The organism is Bradyrhizobium sp. 192 (assembly GCF_023100965.1).
Classification (GTDB): domain Bacteria; phylum Pseudomonadota; class Alphaproteobacteria; order Rhizobiales; family Xanthobacteraceae; genus Bradyrhizobium; species Bradyrhizobium symbiodeficiens.
The window spans coordinates 7,008,805-7,022,839 of the sequence record NZ_CP064690.1; the positions used below are offsets into that span (position 1 = coordinate 7,008,805).

The following is a 14,035-nucleotide window of genomic DNA, read 5'->3' on the forward strand; positions in this document are numbered from 1 at the left end:
GGACCGTTACCGGCCAGATGGCCGAAGATAGCGGCACATTCAAGACATATCAGGCTTATTTGCGCGGGACTTGCCGATTTGTGATCCGCAAGACTACCGTTGCCCCGTTGCATCACGGGGCGGAAATCAGCTCATGGCGTCAATTGCCGCAGTCTTCGCCTCCGAATTTAAGGGAACGGCTCGGAATCGTTGCGGTATGTTCGAATCAGCCTGATTCGCCGCCCATTTTAGCTCCCGATTCCCGCGCGGCGAACGCGGCAAGCAGTACCGTCACCGCGTTCAGATGGCTCATGAGCCCTGGCTACTTCGCCGCCGGGGCGGAAATTTGCAATCCTTCGATGCTTCCCGGCTTTCGCTTCCTGTTTGCCGCGATCCTGCTCTCAACCTCCATCCTGGTGTTCGGCCTGGGCGCCGCCGCACTGCTGCGGGCAAGCCACGAGCAGTATGTCAGCAACCCCTCCTGGCGGAACGGCCCGCAGGAGCAGATGTTCGCGCAGGCTCCCGAGCCCGCCCAGCCGGTGTTAGCGGTTTTGCGAGCGGAGCCGGAAGCGGCCGAGCCCGAGCCGTCACTGCGCGACCAGGTGCCGACCATTGGACTGCCCGGAAGCGAGCCCGAGCAGATCGCCGCGCTGACGACCGAGACTCAGTCTCCGGCTGCCACACCTCCGGCCGACGTCACGGTCGCCGAACCGGCCAGCTCCGAGACGGTGACGGAGGCCGCTGCGCCGGCACCCGCCGATACGCTCACCCCAGCCGACACCACGGCGTCGATCCCCGCGCCCGAGCCTGCCGTGACCGCCGGCGAGCCGGCGCCGGCTGACAGTGCGGCGCTGGCCTCCTCCGCACTCGACGTCGCCTCGGCCAAGCTGGCCGCTCTGAACGAGCCGGCGACGACGGCCGTGAAGGATGCGCCGGCGAAGGCCAAGGCTGAGAGCAAGCCCGATAGCAAGGCCGACGACAAGGCGACCAAGAGCAAGGCGAAGGCCAAGAAGCGGCATCGCGTGGTGCGACGTCCGCCCCCTCAGCAGTTGCAGCAGCAGCTCGATCCGTTCGGCCAGCCGCAGACCTTCGCGACGACGACCACGCGCAGGCGGTGACGCGCCTTCTTCACCTCTCCCCGCTTGCGGGAAGCGATGTCGCTTGTGGCCATCCTCCGAGACGCCCGCCGTTGGCGGGCCCTCAGGATGAGGGCCGAGCGCGCGGCACTGGTTTCAACGAGCACCGATGCTGCTTAGCCTCATCCTGAGGAGACCGCGAAGCGGTCGTCTCGAAGGACGAGGCGTGCGCTCAAGGCGTGCAGAGCGCGAGGAAGCGCACCATCATCGTGGGCTCACGCCGCCCCGGTCGCGATGGCTGGGCCGCCCTCCCGGCCCCATTCCGACCAGGAGCCGTCATAGAGCGCGGTGTCGGCGATCCCCAGGCGATACAGTGCGAGCGTCAGCACGCCGGCCGACACGCCCGAGCCGCAGCTCGTCACGATCGGCGCATCGAGCTTGACGCCGGCGCTGGTGAAGGCAGCACGCAGATCCTCGAGCGGCTTCATCTCGCCGGTCGCGGCGTCGAACAGCTGATTGTAGGGCACGTTGCGGGCGCCGGGGATGTGGCCGGAGCGAATGCCCGCCCGCGGCTCGGGTGCGCGGCCCTCGAAGCGGTCGGCGGCGCGGGCATCGATCACCTGCTCGGCACGGCTTTCGACGTTCGCGATCAGCTGTTGCATGCTGCGCACGCGCTTCGGATCGTAGCTCGCCTTGAAGCTCGCGGGTTTCGGCCTCACCTCGCCGGCCTCGACCACTCGCCCTTCGGCGCGCCACTTCTTAAAGCCGCCGTTGAGGATGCGCACGTTGTTATGGCCGAAGGCCAGGAACATCCACCACGCGCGCGGCGCTGCGACCCAGCCGCCGGCATCGTAGAGCACGACGGTGTCGGCGTTGGAGATGCCGAGATTGCCGATGTCACGGCCGAACTGCTCTGCGCTCGGATACATGTGCGGCAGCGGGTTGGAATGGTCCGACACCGCATCGACGTCGAAGAACGCGGCGCCCGGCAGGTGCGCGGCGAGATAGTCGTCCTTCGGCAGCGGCAGCACGCCCGGCAGCTTGAAGCTGGCGTCGAGGACCTTGACGTTGGCGTCGTTGATATGGGCGGCGAGCCATTCGGTGGAGACGAGGGGATCGGTGGCGGTGGTCATGCGAGGTCTTTCCTTGTGGTCATTCCGGGGCGCCCGGAGGGCGAGCCCGGAATTCATCGTGCGGCGGCGTCGGTGGATGAATGGATTCTCAGGTGCTCAATTGCGCACCGTAGCTCGCGCTTCGCGCGCCCCGGAATGACGAGTGGAGAGAGCGAGGCCCTCACCCCTTCTTCTTCGGCTCCCACTTCTCCGTCGGCCCGCCGGCATCGCGCCAGGCGGCGTAGCCGCCGGCGATGTGGGCGACGGGCTTGAGGCCCATGTCCTGCGCGGTCTTGGCGGCGAGCGCAGAGCGCAGGCCACCGGCGCAGTGGAACACGAACTTCTTGTCCTCTTGGAACACCGGCTTGGCATAGGGGCTCTGCGGATCGATCCAGAATTCCAGCATGCCGCGGGTGCAGGCGAACGCGCCGGGGATGCGGCCGTCGCGCTCGATCTCGCGGGGGTCGCGGATGTCGACGATGACGACGTCGCCGTTTCTGGAGATCTCGATGGCGTCCTTGGCGTTGAGCGTCTCGATCTCGGCATTGGCCTCGTCGATCAGCGCCTTGATGCCGCGGGTGATGTTTTGGGGCATTGGGTCTTCCTTTCTCTTTCGTCATTCCGGGGCGATGCGCAGCGCGAGCTAAGGTGCGCAATTGCGCACCTGAGAATCCATTTCTCCACTGACACTGCCGCCCGATGGATTCCGGGTTCTCGCTGCGCGAGCCCCGGAATGACGACGATGAGCTAGTGCGTCAATTCCTTCATCGCACCTTCAAGCCCTTCAATCGTGATCGGATACATCCGGTTCGCGAAGATGCGTTTGATGATGGTGGTGGATTCCGAATAGTCCCAGTGCTTCTGGGCGACCGGGTTCAGCCACACCGCATGCGGATAGGTGCGGATGATGCGGTCGAGCCAGACCGAGCCCGGCTCCTCGTTGACGTGCTCGACCGAACCGCCGGGCACCATGATCTCGTAAGGCGACATCGAGGCGTCGCCGACGAACACGATCTTGTAGTCGTGCGGATATTTGTGCAGCACGTCCCAGGTCGGGGTGCGGTCGGTGAAGCGGCGCTTGTTCTGCTTCCACACGCCTTCATAGAGGCAATTGTGGAAGTAGAAATACTCCATGTGCTTGAACTCGCTCTTCGCCGCCGAGAACAGCTCCTCGACCTGCTCGATATGCATGTCCATGGAGCCGCCGATGTCGAAGAATACGAGCAGCTTCACCGCATTGCGCCGCTCGGGGCGCATGTGGACGTCGAGATAGCCGTGATTGGCGGTCTCGCGGATGGTGGTGTCGAGATCGAGTTCATCGGGGGCACCGGTGCGCGCGAATTTGCGCAGTCGGCGCAGCGCCACCTTGATGTTGCGGATGCCGAGCTCGACATTGCCGTCGAGGTCCTTGAACTCGCGCTTGTCCCACACCTTCACGGCGCGGTTGTTGCGGTTCTTCTCCTGGCCGATGCGGACGCCCTCGGGATTGTAGCCGTGGGCGCCGAACGGCGAGGTGCCGGCGGTGCCGATCCACTTCGAGCCGCCCTGGTGCCGCCCCCTCTGCTCCTCGAGGCGCTTCTTCAGGGTTTCCATGAGCTTGTCCCAGCCCATGGCCTCGATCTGCTTCTTCTCTTCCTCGCTGAGGTATTTCTCGGCGAGCTTCTTCAGCCACTCCTCGGGGATCTCCGCCTTCTCCATGGCGTCGAGCAGGTTTTCCAGCCCCTTGAACACCGTGCCGAAGACGCGGTCGAACTTGTCGAGGTTGCGCTCGTCCTTCACCAGCGAGGTGCGCGACAGATAGTAGAAATTCTCGACCGAATAGTCCGACAGGTCAGTGTCGAGCGCCTCCATCAGCGTGAGGTATTCGCGCAGCGTCACGGGGACCTGCGCATCGCGCAGAGAAGTGAAGAATTGCAGGAACATGGGTGACAGATTGCCCGTCGGGGGACGAACGTCAAGGGGCGGAGACCGCCGCGGAGCGCTGGACCGGGACGCTTTTTGCTCTAGAATTGGGGCTCTCACGGGGTTGTTTTGGGGAATTTTGCAATGGGAATTGTCGCAGCACTCATCATCGGCGCGATCGCAGGCTGGCTTGCGGGCAAGATTGTCCACGGGGCGGGATTTGGACTGATCGGCAACATCGTCGTCGGCATCATCGGCGCGCTGGTCGCAAGCTGGGTGTTGCCCCAGCTGCACATCCAGCTGGCAACGGGCACGGTCGGCGCCATCGTGGACGCCACCATCGGCGCGGTGATTGTGCTCGTCATCCTTTCGCTGATAAAACGGGTCTGAAAGCCTGACCGAACCAGGAACGGCCGCCGCGAGCGGCCGTTCCCTTGTCGCGACCGGGGCCGCACCTCGCGCCGACGATTACCCAAGGACACGCAATGAAATTTACCGGCACCAAGGACTATGTTGCGACCGACGATCTCAAGGTCGCCGTCAATGCCTCGATCGTGCTGGAGCGCCCGCTGCTCATCAAGGGCGAGCCCGGCACCGGCAAGACGGTGCTGGCCGAGGAAGTGGCGAAGGCGTTGAATGCGCCGCTGCTGACCTGGCACATCAAGTCCACCACCAAGGCGCAGCAGGGCCTCTACGAATACGACGCGGTGTCGCGCCTGCGCGACAGCCAGCTCGGCGATGCGCGCGTGTCCGACATCAAGAACTACATCAAGCGCGGCAAGCTGTGGGACGCCTTCGCGGCCGAGCAGCGCCCGGTGCTCCTGATCGACGAGATCGACAAGGCCGACATCGAATTCCCGAACGATCTGCTGCTCGAGCTCGACCGCATGGAATTCCATGTCTACGAGACCGGCGAGACGATCAAGGCGAAGCAGCGCCCGATCATGATGATCACCTCCAACAACGAGAAGGAGCTGCCGGACGCTTTTCTCCGCCGCTGCTTCTTCCACTACATCAAGTTTCCCGACGCCGACACGATGGGCCGCATCGTCGACGTCCACTTCCCCGGCATCAAGAAGCGTCTGGTGGAAGAAGCCTTGCGCATCTTCTTCGAGGTGCGTGAAGTGCCCGGGCTGAAGAAGAAGCCCTCGACCTCGGAGCTTCTGGACTGGCTCAAGCTGCTGCTCAACGAGGACATGAGCGTCGAGCAACTGCGCGAGCGCGACCCGCGCAAACTGATCCCGCCGCTGCACGGCGCGCTGCTCAAGAACGAGCAGGACGTGCATCTATTCGAGCGGCTGGCGTTTTTGAGCCGACGGGAAGTGTGAGGCTTCTACGACCCGCGGATCGTCAGTAACAGACAGTGCGGCAACAGCCCATTTTCTGTTCAGAATTCTGCTTCAAGGCATCTGACAGTCTGCTCTTCTCGTTCTTAACATCCATCACGACGCCTTGCGCTTCACCGCCTTGCGCAAGGTTTCGTCGATCCGCGACTGCCAGCCCGGTCCGGTCGATTTGAAATGCTCGACCACCTCTGGGCTGAGGCGCAGGGAGACGAGCGTCTTTGTCGGCGCCTTGTTCGGACCTCGGCCCTTGCGGATGGCTGCGCTGAGATCAGGGAAGACTTCAGAGAAAGGCCGCGCCTTGGCGAAATCGGCCCTTGTCAGCTCCGGAGTGTCGCTGACCGCACGCAGGTCTCTCTTGGTGTAACCCGACTTCTTTTTAGCGTTCGGCATAGAGTTTCCTTTCGCTGCGGCTTGCCGGTCGCATGCTGATGATGCTGACGCCTTCGCGTCCCAGCCGGGCGAACACGACAACAATGACACCACGGATGCTCACGCCGATCGCAACCCAGCGTTTGCTCTTGTTGTGCGACGGAATGACCAGTGCGTTATCGAAGAACGTCTCGTTGAGATCGGCAAAATCCAGCTCGTGCTTGTCGAGGTTGGCGAGCCGCTTCGGTTCATCCCAGACGATTTTCATTGTCTTTAATGTAGCTACAATTTAGCTGGCCGTCAACTTTCTGTAGCTACAAATAAAGAAGCAGTTGGGTAGGTTTGCGTCAGCGTAACCCGCCTCTTCTGTCTCGGCGTTAACAGAAGTGGTGGGTTACGCCGCGCGGCCTGCGCTTCGCGCAGTCGCGCAGCTAACCCACCCTACGAAAGCTCACGCCACCGCCGCGTCCGGAATCCGCGCCGCTTCCATCGGCTGCTTGCCGCGGATGAGGTCCGACGCGCGATCCGCGATCGTCATGGTGGAGGCGTTGAGGTTCGCCGAGATCATGCGCGGCATCACCGAAGCGTCGATCACGCGCAATCCCTCTAACCCGTGGACGCGGAGCTGGTCGTCGACGACCGCCCAGCTCGAATCCGCCGGGCCCATGCGGCAGGTGCAGCCGGGGTGGAAAGTGGTGGTGCCGCGCTCGGTGGCTGCCGCGAGGAATTCGTCGTCGGTGTTGATGTTCGGGCCCGGGAAATCCTCATAGGCGTAATAGGGCGACAGCGGCGCGGACTTCAGCAGCCTGCGCGCCAGCTTCATGCCGCCAACGATGACGCGGCGATCGAGCTCGGCGTCGAGATAGTTGGTCTGGATGATCGGCGGCGCAAAGGGATCGTTGGAGCGGATGCGGACATAGCCGCGGCTCTCGGGGCGCTGCTGCCAGGACGCGACGGTCATGCCGGGCTCGTCCTCGAGCTGGCCCTGCACGCCTTCCTTGTAGGACGCCGGCGTGAAGGTGAGCTGCAGATCGGAAGAGTCCGCGCTCTCGCCGGAGTGCCAGAAGCAATAGACCATGGTCGGCGACAGCGAGAGCAGGCCGCGGCGCGCGGTCGCCCATTTCAGCGCCTCGATCCACAGCGAGACGCCGCGGCGAAGCTCGTTGATGGTCTTGATGTCCTTGACCCGCGCCACCGTGCGCGGGGCGTAATGGTCCTGCAGGCCCTCACCGACCGGCAGCGCGTGACGCACGTTGATGCCATGGGCGTTCAACAGATCCGGCGAGCCGATGCCGGAGAGCTGCAGCAGCTGCGGCGAATTATAGGTGCCGCCGGACAGGATCACTTCCTTGTTGGCCCGCACTTCCACCGGCGTGCCGCCGCGGCCACCCTTGGTGTAGCGCACGCCGACGGCGCGCTTGCCTTCGAAGATGATCTCGGTGGCATGCGCATGCGTGTGCACATGCACGTTCGGCCGCTTCATCGCGGGCTTGAGGAACGCGGTCGAGCCGGAGACGCGCAGGCCCTTGTCGATGGTGCGCTGGCAGTAGGAGACGCCCTCTTGTATGGCGCCGTTGTAGTCAGGATTGCGGGGAATGCCGAGCGACACCGCGCCTTCCATGAAGGCTTCGCAGAGCGGATCGCGCCAGTCCATGGTGGTGACGGTGAGCTTGCCGTCGCGGCCGCGGAACGTGTCGTCGCCCTCGCCGACGCGCTTCTCCAGCCGCCGGAAGTAGGGCAGCACGTCGGCATAGCCCCAGCCGCGATTGCCCATCTGCGCCCAGGTGTCGAAATCCATCCGCTGGCCGCGGTTGTAGATGTGGCCGTTGATCGAGGAGGAGCCGCCGAGCGTCTTGCCGCGCGGCGCGTAGATGCTGCGCCCGCCGGTCCAGGGACCCGGCTCCTGCTGATAGGCCCAGTTGATGCTCTTCATGTGGAAGGTCTTGATGAACCCCGCCGGCAGATGGATGTAGGGATGCCAGTCGGACGGGCCGGCTTCGAGCACGCAGACGCTGGTGTTCGGATCTTCACTCAGCCGGCTGGTGAGCACGCATCCGGCAGAGCCCGCGCCGATGATCACATAATCAAATCTGTCCATGATGCCTCGGCCGCCGCTCAGCGCGGCTTTTCGTTGAGTTGATAATTCAGATGCGTTCGCACCGTCGGCCATTCGGCCGCGGTGATGCTGTAGACCACGGTGTCGCGCAGCGTGCCGTTCGGCGCGACCTGGTGGCTGCGCAGGATTCCGTCCTGCTTGGCGCCGAGGCGCTCGATGGCATTGCGGCTCTGGTGATTGAAAAAGTGGGTGCGGAATTCCACCGCGATGCAGTTCAGCGTCTCGAAGGCATGGGTGAGCAGCAGCAGCTTGCACTGGGTGTTGAGCGGGCCACGCTGCGCGCTCTTGCCGTACCAGGTCGAGCCGATCTCGACGCGCCGGTTGGCAGCATCGATGTTCATGTAGGTCGTCTGTCCTACGATCTTGCCGCCGGCATCGAACACGGTGAACGGCAGCATCGAGCCCGCGGCCTGCAGGCCCAGGCGGCGGTCGATCTCCTTGGCCACGTTCTCCGGCGTCGGGATCGCGGTGTACCAGATCTTGTAGATCTCGCCGTCCTTCACGGCCTCCACCAGCCCCTCGCGATGCTGCTGCGACAGCGGCTCGATACGGGCGTGCTGTCCACGCAGGGTGATGGGATCAGGCCAGGGCATATCTCACTCCATAATGACTGCCGTCATTCCGGGGCGCGACGAAGTCGCGAGCCCGGAATCAATTCAACCACAGACCCTGCGGCCCGATGGATTCCGGGCCTGCGTGCTGGCGCACGCATCCCGGAATGACGACGGATGTGTCGGCTCGTCCAGATACATTCACTTGTTTAGGAAATTCAACGGCAATCCACCGCGCGGCCAGTCCATGGCGACCAGTTCGCCCTTGCCCGATAGCGTGATATAGGCGGTCTTCAGTTCGGGGCCGCCGAAGGCGATGTTGGTGGTGACGCGGTCGCCGGTCGGGACCTGCTCGACCAGGGTGCCATCGGGCGCGATCACCGAGATGCAGCCGGAGACGAGGGTAGCGACGCAGACATTGCCGTTCGCCTCCACCGCGAGCGAGTCGAACATCTGGTAGCCGCCAAGGCCGCAGATCGGTTTTCCCCGCTCGCCGCGATAGATCACGTCGCGCGGCTTCAGCGTGCCGGGCGCGGAGAGCTCGTAGGCCCACAGCCGGCCCGTCGGCGTCTCCGCAATGTAGACGGTATTCTCATCCGGCGACAGCCCGATACCGTTCGCCGGCAGGATGCCGTACACGACCTCGACGAGCTCGGTCATGCCGGGCTTGAGATAGTACATGCCGCCGACATCCATCTCGCGATGGCGGCGCTTGCCGAGATCGGAGAACCAGAGGCCGCCGAGCTTGTCGAACACGAGATCGTTCGGCCCGCGCAATTCGTGCTCGCCGCATTTGGTCACGACGGTCTCGACCTTGCCGGTCTGCAGATCGACGCGCTGGATCGAGCCGCCGAGATAATCGTCGGGCTGCGGACCCGGCATGATCATGTTGCGGGTCGGGATCCAGGAGAAGCCGCCATTGTTGCAGATGTAGATCTTGCCGTCGGGGCCGAGCGCAGCGCCGTTCGGGCCGCCCGGAATCTTCGCGACGATCTCCTTGCGGCCGTCGGGATAAACGCGCGTCAGGCGCTGGCCGCGGATTTCCACCAGCACCACCGAACCGTCAGGCATCACGACCGGCCCTTCGGGAAATTCGAGGTCGGTGGCGAGAACGCGAACGTTGGACATTATGGGACCCTCCCCGGCTGCTTGTTATGGCTTGCACGGGATGTCCGGCACGGGCCCCACACGCAAGATTTGCCTGCGGTTATGGCAAAGTCGCCTCGGCTTGCCAAGCAAGCGGGATGGTATGCCAGCGTTGCGCGCATTCCTTCGGCGCCGCGATATGACCGCGCTTGAACCGCCACTGGCAACGAGCCGGCGTTCGTGGCTACACTGCGCAGAACCGCTCACCAGAAAGCCCGGAGGAACCGCGACATGGAAATCACCGATGTGCGTGCGCATCATATCCGCATCCCCTATGATGCCGGTGTCGCGAGCTTCCGCCAGGGCGCGTCCGCGATCTCCGCGCTCGACATGGTTCTGGTCGAGGTCACCACCGACGCCGGGCTGACCGGCTGGGGCGATGCCTTCGCCTATGTCTGCCCGCGCACCTCGCGCAGCGCCGTCGATGAGATGATCGCGCCACAGGCCCGCGGGCTGAAGGTGCCCGATGCGGCCGGCATCCCCGCCGTCATGGAGCAGATCCAGCGCAACCTGCATCTGTTCGGCCGCTACGGCATCACCATGTTCGCGATCTCGGGGCTCGACATCGCGCTTTGGGACCTTGCTGCCAAGGTCGAGGGCGTGCCCCTGCATCGCCTGCTCGGCGAGACCAGGCGCACGGCCATTCCCGCCTATGCGAGCCTGCTGCGGATCGGCTCGCCCGAGAACATCGCCAGCGAATGCAAGAAAGCGCTCGCGCTCGGCTATGGCGCGATCAAGCTGCACGAGACCACGGCGCCTGCGGTGTTCGCCGCACGGGAGGCGATCGGGCCGGCCATTCCGCTGATGGTGGACATGAACTGCCCCCTGACGGCCGAGCAGGCGATCGCGTTCGCAACGACGTGCCGCGACGCGCGGCCGATGTTTCTGGAGGAGCCGGTGTGGCCGCCGGAAGATTTCGCCGCGCTCGCCGAGGTGCGCAGCAAAGGCGGGCTCGGGATTGCCGCCGGCGAGAATGCCTGCACGGAATATCAATTCCGCCAGATGATGGCGGCCGGCGCGGTGAGCCACGCCCAGCCGTCGGTGATCAAGGTCGGCGGCATCACGGAGTTTCTGAAGATCGCGGCGCTGGCCGACCGGCTCGGCGTCAAGATCGTTCCGCACTCCCCGTATTTCGGCCCGGGCCTGCTCGCGACGTTGCATCTGCTGGCGACACGCGACGATGGGCTCGTCGAGCTGTTCTATCTGAAACGCGAAGCCTGCCTCTGGGGCGGCCGCGCGGACAGCGACGCCACCGGCCATGTCGCGGTGCCCTCGGGCGTGGGGCTCGGCTACGAGCCCGATCGGGAGGTGATGGAGCGATATCGCGTGACGTGACCGGCGCGCCTATTTTGCGTCCTTCGCCGGCGGCGCGTCCTGCTTCTTCTTCAGATCGTCCGCCTGCTTCGCTTGCGCCGTCTGGAGATCACCGATCGTCTTCTGCAGGCCTGCGAGCGTCACCTTCAACGCGTCGATCTGGCGGTTGGCTGCATCCAGCTTCTGCCGATGGTCGAGCGTGAGCTTGGTGATCGTCTTCTGCAGGAAGTCGACATTGCTCTGCAGGCAGGAGGTGCGCCGCTCCATGGTCTTCTCGACCGTGCAGATCTCGATGCCGGGCACGTCCTGCGCGTGCGTCGGCGCATTCGCCAGCGTTGCGAGCAGCAATGTCGCGAAACGAATGCCGGCGTTTCGAAGCAGCATGAACGGTTCCTCGCCCAATTGATCACGGCAATGTGCGCTGTTTGCGCACAGCCACCCAAGGCTACCACACTCGTACCGCATTCTCGCGTTGAGCTTGCATCGTTCCCTTGGACGGGGAACGATGATCCGCGCGCGGAAGAAGTGGGCGCTCTTTCCGCGGCTTTGTTTAGGGGAGATTTTTGGAATGGCAACGCGCGATAGACGTCTGGCGGAATTCGACGGCGCCGGAGAACCACCGCCGGGCCTCGCAGTCGAAGTGCTGTGCGAGGACCACAGCGGAACGTACCAGCTGCCGTTCGCCTGTCGTTACGTCGAGGGACGATGGCAGAACCACGAGGCCGGTATCGCGGTCGAAGCGACCGTCATCGGCTGGCGCCTGCCGCGCGTGAGGCAGCGCGGGGCGGCCTGACGCCTGCATCTGTTTCAAAATGCAACGGGGCCGCGCTTCGCCTTAACCTTCGGAACGCGGCCCGAACGAATCACGTCCGAATCAGCCGAACGGCCGCGTACGCAGCTGTTCACGGCTAGATGTCGATGCAGCTCTGCGCGCGCGTACAATATCTGTGCAGCGTGCTGGATGGCCCGGGCCGAACACGGGCGCCAAAGCTTAATCGCGACAAGGGCATGGGCGCTGGGGCCGCCGTGGCCGGTCCCCGCCCCCGAAAGAGGCAGGGCCATGCAACGCCTGCCTAATATTCGACCTCGAGCTCCTCGATCTCGGCCGGCTCCTCTCTCGCCGCGGCGATCCATTCCTTCATCTCGGGCATCGCCATGATGGTATCAGCATAGGCCTTCAGCTGCGGCTCGAGCTTGACGTCATAGGTGACGAAACGCGTCACCACCGGCGCGTACATCGCATCCGCCATGGTGCGCCGCTCGCCGAACAGGAACGGGCCGCCCGACATCTCCAGGCAGTCGCGCCAGATCGACCAGACCCGGTCGATGTCGGCCTGCGCGCGCGACCAGATCTTGAAGCCGGGAAAATGACCCTTCAGATTGACGGGCAGCGAGGCGCGCAAGGTGGTGAAGCCGGAGTGGATTTCGCCGCAGATCGAGCGGCAATGGGCGCGCTGCACGCGGTCATCAGGCAGCAGGCCGGCTGACGGCATCGCCTCGTTGAGATATTCGGCGATCGCCAGCGTATCCCAGACCGTGGCGCCGTCGTGGCGCAGGCACGGCACCAGGATCGACGACGACAGCAGGAGGATTTCGGCGCGCGCCGACGCATCGTCCGGCGCGGTGACGATTTCCTCGAAATCGAGCCCGGAGAATTTCGTCAGCAGCCAGCCACGCAGCGACCAGGACGAATAGTTCTTGCTGCTAATGGTCAGTGTCGCCTTCGCCATATCGGCCCTTCCCTGTGCCCTGCACCCCGCCCGGCCCGCGAGTTTGCCCGTGACGTGTACTTTCCGTGAAACAAGCAGCAAGCGACGTGCCAATTTTCGGGGGCGATCTGGCGCGCGTCTGGCGTCGATATTGCATGACGGCAGGGGAAAGTGGGCATTCCAGTATGATGTCGATGTATTATCAGGCCTTTCAGAACCATATGGACCTGACCGCGCCTTGGCGGGCCGGGGCGTCCTCTGCGCTCAAATTCCTCAATCTGGTGCCCGAGGGCGTGCCGGGCCAGGTCGTCAACCGGCTCTCGGCGGCGCTGGAGCTGATCTCGCGCTCCACCCTCACCTATCATCGCCCGGCCTACGGCATCGACAGCGTGATGGTGGGCAATCGCGAAATCGCCGTCACCGAGGAGATCGCCTACGCGACGCCGTTCGGCTCGCTGCTGCATTTCAGGAAAGAGGGCGTGTCGGAGCAGCCGCGCATGCTGCTGGTGGCGCCGATGTCGGGCCATTTCGCCACGCTGCTGCGCGGCACCGTGAAGACGCTGCTGCAGGACCACGACGTCTACATCACAGACTGGCACAATCCGCGCGACATTCCGCGCAGCGAAGGCCGTTTCGGGCTCGACGACTACACCGAGCATCTGATCGATTTCCTCGGGCAGCTCGGCCCGCGCCCGCACATGGTCGCGATCTGCCAGCCCTCGGTTTCGGCGCTCGCGGCCGCCGCGATCATGTGCGAGGACAACCATCCCGCGCGCCCGGCGACGCTGACGCTGATGGCGGGGCCGATCGACACGCGGATCCAACCGACCAAGGTCAACGACTTCGCCAAGAGCAAGCCGATCGAATGGTTCGAGCAGAACCTGATCAACTACGTGCCGATGCAGTGCCTCGGCGCCTTGCGGAAAGTCTATCCCGGCTTCGTGCAGCTTACCGCCTTCGTCTCGATGAATCTCGAGCGTCACATCAAGCAGCACATGGATCTCGCCAACCACATCGCCAAGGGCGAGAAGGACAAGGCCGCGACCATCAAGACGTTCTACGACGAATATTTCGCCGTGATGGACCTTCCGGCCGAGTTCTACATCGAGACCGTACGCGACGTCTTCCAGGAGCATCTCCTGCCGCAAGGCAAACTGATGCATCGCGGACGTCCCGTGAACACCCGGGCCGTCGGCCGCATGGGGCTGATGACGGTCGAAGGCGAGAAGGACGACATCTGCTCGATCGGCCAGACGCTGGCCGCACAGGACCTCTGCACCGGCGTGCGCGCCTATCGCCGCGTCCACCACATGCAGGCCGGCGTCGGCCATTACGGCGTGTTCTCGGGCAAGCGCTGGAATAACGAGATCTATCCGCTGCTGCGGGATTTCGTGCACGTCAATTCGTGATGCGGC

Annotated in this window: 16 protein-coding genes; 6 read left to right on the forward strand and 10 right to left on the reverse strand. The window is 64.3% G+C overall.

Translation table 11 applies throughout. From position 1 onward, the window contains the following. Positions 1–290: 290 nt before the first annotated feature. Positions 291–1,097, forward strand: a complete 807-nt coding sequence (locus IVB24_RS32865) for a hypothetical protein (protein WP_247770500.1) — start codon at positions 291–293, stop codon at positions 1,095–1,097. Positions 1,098–1,330: 233 nt separating this feature from the next. Here the strand turns inward: IVB24_RS32865 and sseA are convergent, their stop codons facing one another. From sseA to IVB24_RS32880, 3 genes are all read right to left on the reverse strand, one after another. Beyond that, a complete protein-coding gene (gene sseA / locus IVB24_RS32870; protein ID WP_247770501.1) occupies positions 1,331–2,188 on the reverse strand; it encodes a 3-mercaptopyruvate sulfurtransferase in 858 nt (285 codons plus the stop codon). Between the two features lie 160 nt (positions 2,189–2,348). After that, a complete protein-coding gene (locus IVB24_RS32875) occupies positions 2,349–2,762 on the reverse strand; it encodes a rhodanese-like domain-containing protein (protein ID WP_247770502.1) in 414 nt (137 codons plus the stop codon). Positions 2,763–2,914: 152 nt separating this feature from the next. Beyond that, entirely contained in the window at positions 2,915–4,090 is a 1,176-nt protein-coding gene (locus tag IVB24_RS32880) for a VWA domain-containing protein (RefSeq protein WP_247770503.1), read from the reverse strand. Between the two features lie 123 nt (positions 4,091–4,213). Between IVB24_RS32880 and IVB24_RS32885 the strand changes: the two genes are divergently transcribed. After that, the gene (locus IVB24_RS32885; protein ID WP_018318587.1) at positions 4,214–4,459 is read left to right on the forward strand and encodes a GlsB/YeaQ/YmgE family stress response membrane protein; all 246 of its coding nucleotides are present in this window, start codon (positions 4,214–4,216) and stop codon (positions 4,457–4,459) included. Between the two features lie 95 nt (positions 4,460–4,554). Continuing rightward, complete coding sequence (locus IVB24_RS32890) at positions 4,555–5,397, forward strand: MoxR family ATPase (RefSeq protein WP_027529387.1); 843 nt, start codon at positions 4,555–4,557, stop codon at positions 5,395–5,397. Positions 5,398–5,511: 114 nt separating this feature from the next. Here IVB24_RS32890 and IVB24_RS32895 read toward each other — a convergent pair whose 3' ends face one another. From IVB24_RS32895 to IVB24_RS32915, 5 genes are all read right to left on the reverse strand, one after another. After that, entirely contained in the window at positions 5,512–5,805 is a 294-nt protein-coding gene (locus IVB24_RS32895; protein WP_094977259.1) for a BrnA antitoxin family protein, read from the reverse strand. After that, complete coding sequence (locus tag IVB24_RS32900) at positions 5,792–6,052, reverse strand: BrnT family toxin (RefSeq protein WP_094977258.1); 261 nt, start codon at positions 6,050–6,052, stop codon at positions 5,792–5,794. Before IVB24_RS32900 ends, IVB24_RS32895 begins: the two co-directional genes overlap by 14 nt. Before the next feature lie 183 nt (positions 6,053–6,235). Then, positions 6,236–7,882: a GMC family oxidoreductase N-terminal domain-containing protein gene (locus IVB24_RS32905; protein ID WP_247770504.1), complete on the reverse strand. Its 1,647-nt coding sequence runs from the start codon at positions 7,880–7,882 to the stop codon at positions 6,236–6,238. Between the two features lie 17 nt (positions 7,883–7,899). Then, positions 7,900–8,493 (reverse strand): GNAT family protein, encoded by a 594-nt coding sequence (locus IVB24_RS32910; RefSeq protein WP_247770505.1) that lies wholly within the window; start codon positions 8,491–8,493, stop codon positions 7,900–7,902. A gap of 159 nt (positions 8,494–8,652) precedes the next feature. Next, positions 8,653–9,579: an SMP-30/gluconolactonase/LRE family protein gene (locus tag IVB24_RS32915; RefSeq protein ID WP_247770506.1), complete on the reverse strand. Its 927-nt coding sequence runs from the start codon at positions 9,577–9,579 to the stop codon at positions 8,653–8,655. Positions 9,580–9,828: 249 nt separating this feature from the next. Between IVB24_RS32915 and IVB24_RS32920 the strand changes: the two genes are divergently transcribed. Further along, positions 9,829–10,932 (forward strand): mandelate racemase/muconate lactonizing enzyme family protein, encoded by a 1,104-nt coding sequence (locus IVB24_RS32920; protein ID WP_247770507.1) that lies wholly within the window; start codon positions 9,829–9,831, stop codon positions 10,930–10,932. Between the two features lie 9 nt (positions 10,933–10,941). Here IVB24_RS32920 and IVB24_RS32925 read toward each other — a convergent pair whose 3' ends face one another. Continuing rightward, the gene (locus IVB24_RS32925) at positions 10,942–11,295 is read right to left on the reverse strand and encodes a hypothetical protein (RefSeq protein ID WP_094977834.1); all 354 of its coding nucleotides are present in this window, start codon (positions 11,293–11,295) and stop codon (positions 10,942–10,944) included. A 184-nt stretch (positions 11,296–11,479) separates the two neighbouring features. Between IVB24_RS32925 and IVB24_RS32930 the strand changes: the two genes are divergently transcribed. Beyond that, the gene (locus IVB24_RS32930) at positions 11,480–11,704 is read left to right on the forward strand and encodes a hypothetical protein (RefSeq protein WP_094894014.1); all 225 of its coding nucleotides are present in this window, start codon (positions 11,480–11,482) and stop codon (positions 11,702–11,704) included. Between the two features lie 280 nt (positions 11,705–11,984). Here the strand turns inward: IVB24_RS32930 and IVB24_RS32935 are convergent, their stop codons facing one another. Next, positions 11,985–12,641 (reverse strand): glutathione S-transferase family protein, encoded by a 657-nt coding sequence (locus tag IVB24_RS32935; protein ID WP_166475972.1) that lies wholly within the window; start codon positions 12,639–12,641, stop codon positions 11,985–11,987. Positions 12,642–12,805: 164 nt separating this feature from the next. On the opposite strand from IVB24_RS32935, the gene phaZ reads away from it, so the two are divergent. Then, positions 12,806–14,029, forward strand: coding sequence for a polyhydroxyalkanoate depolymerase (gene phaZ, locus IVB24_RS32940; protein WP_247770508.1), 1,224 nt, complete (start codon positions 12,806–12,808; stop codon positions 14,027–14,029). The last annotated feature ends 6 nt before the right edge of the window (positions 14,030–14,035 follow it).

Bases quoted from the DNA above. Each gene is read 5' to 3' on its own strand.
- IVB24_RS32865 (WP_247770500.1), top strand. From the start codon at position 291: ATGAGCCCTGGCTACTTCGCCGCCGGGGCGGAAATTTGCAATCCTTCG.
- sseA (WP_247770501.1), bottom strand. From the start codon at position 2,188: ATGACCACCGCCACCGATCCCCTCGTCTCCACCGAATGGCTCGCCGCC.
- IVB24_RS32875 (WP_247770502.1), bottom strand. From the start codon at position 2,762: ATGCCCCAAAACATCACCCGCGGCATCAAGGCGCTGATCGACGAGGCC.
- IVB24_RS32880 (WP_247770503.1), bottom strand. From the start codon at position 4,090: ATGTTCCTGCAATTCTTCACTTCTCTGCGCGATGCGCAGGTCCCCGTG.
- IVB24_RS32885 (WP_018318587.1), top strand. From the start codon at position 4,214: ATGGGAATTGTCGCAGCACTCATCATCGGCGCGATCGCAGGCTGGCTT.
- IVB24_RS32890 (WP_027529387.1), top strand. From the start codon at position 4,555: ATGAAATTTACCGGCACCAAGGACTATGTTGCGACCGACGATCTCAAG.
- IVB24_RS32895 (WP_094977259.1), bottom strand. From the start codon at position 5,805: ATGCCGAACGCTAAAAAGAAGTCGGGTTACACCAAGAGAGACCTGCGT.
- IVB24_RS32900 (WP_094977258.1), bottom strand. From the start codon at position 6,052: ATGAAAATCGTCTGGGATGAACCGAAGCGGCTCGCCAACCTCGACAAG.
- IVB24_RS32905 (WP_247770504.1), bottom strand. From the start codon at position 7,882: ATGGACAGATTTGATTATGTGATCATCGGCGCGGGCTCTGCCGGATGC.
- IVB24_RS32910 (WP_247770505.1), bottom strand. From the start codon at position 8,493: ATGCCCTGGCCTGATCCCATCACCCTGCGTGGACAGCACGCCCGTATC.
- IVB24_RS32915 (WP_247770506.1), bottom strand. From the start codon at position 9,579: ATGTCCAACGTTCGCGTTCTCGCCACCGACCTCGAATTTCCCGAAGGG.
- IVB24_RS32920 (WP_247770507.1), top strand. From the start codon at position 9,829: ATGGAAATCACCGATGTGCGTGCGCATCATATCCGCATCCCCTATGAT.
- IVB24_RS32925 (WP_094977834.1), bottom strand. From the start codon at position 11,295: ATGCTGCTTCGAAACGCCGGCATTCGTTTCGCGACATTGCTGCTCGCA.
- IVB24_RS32930 (WP_094894014.1), top strand. From the start codon at position 11,480: ATGGCAACGCGCGATAGACGTCTGGCGGAATTCGACGGCGCCGGAGAA.
- IVB24_RS32935 (WP_166475972.1), bottom strand. From the start codon at position 12,641: ATGGCGAAGGCGACACTGACCATTAGCAGCAAGAACTATTCGTCCTGG.
- phaZ (WP_247770508.1), top strand. From the start codon at position 12,806: ATGATGTCGATGTATTATCAGGCCTTTCAGAACCATATGGACCTGACC.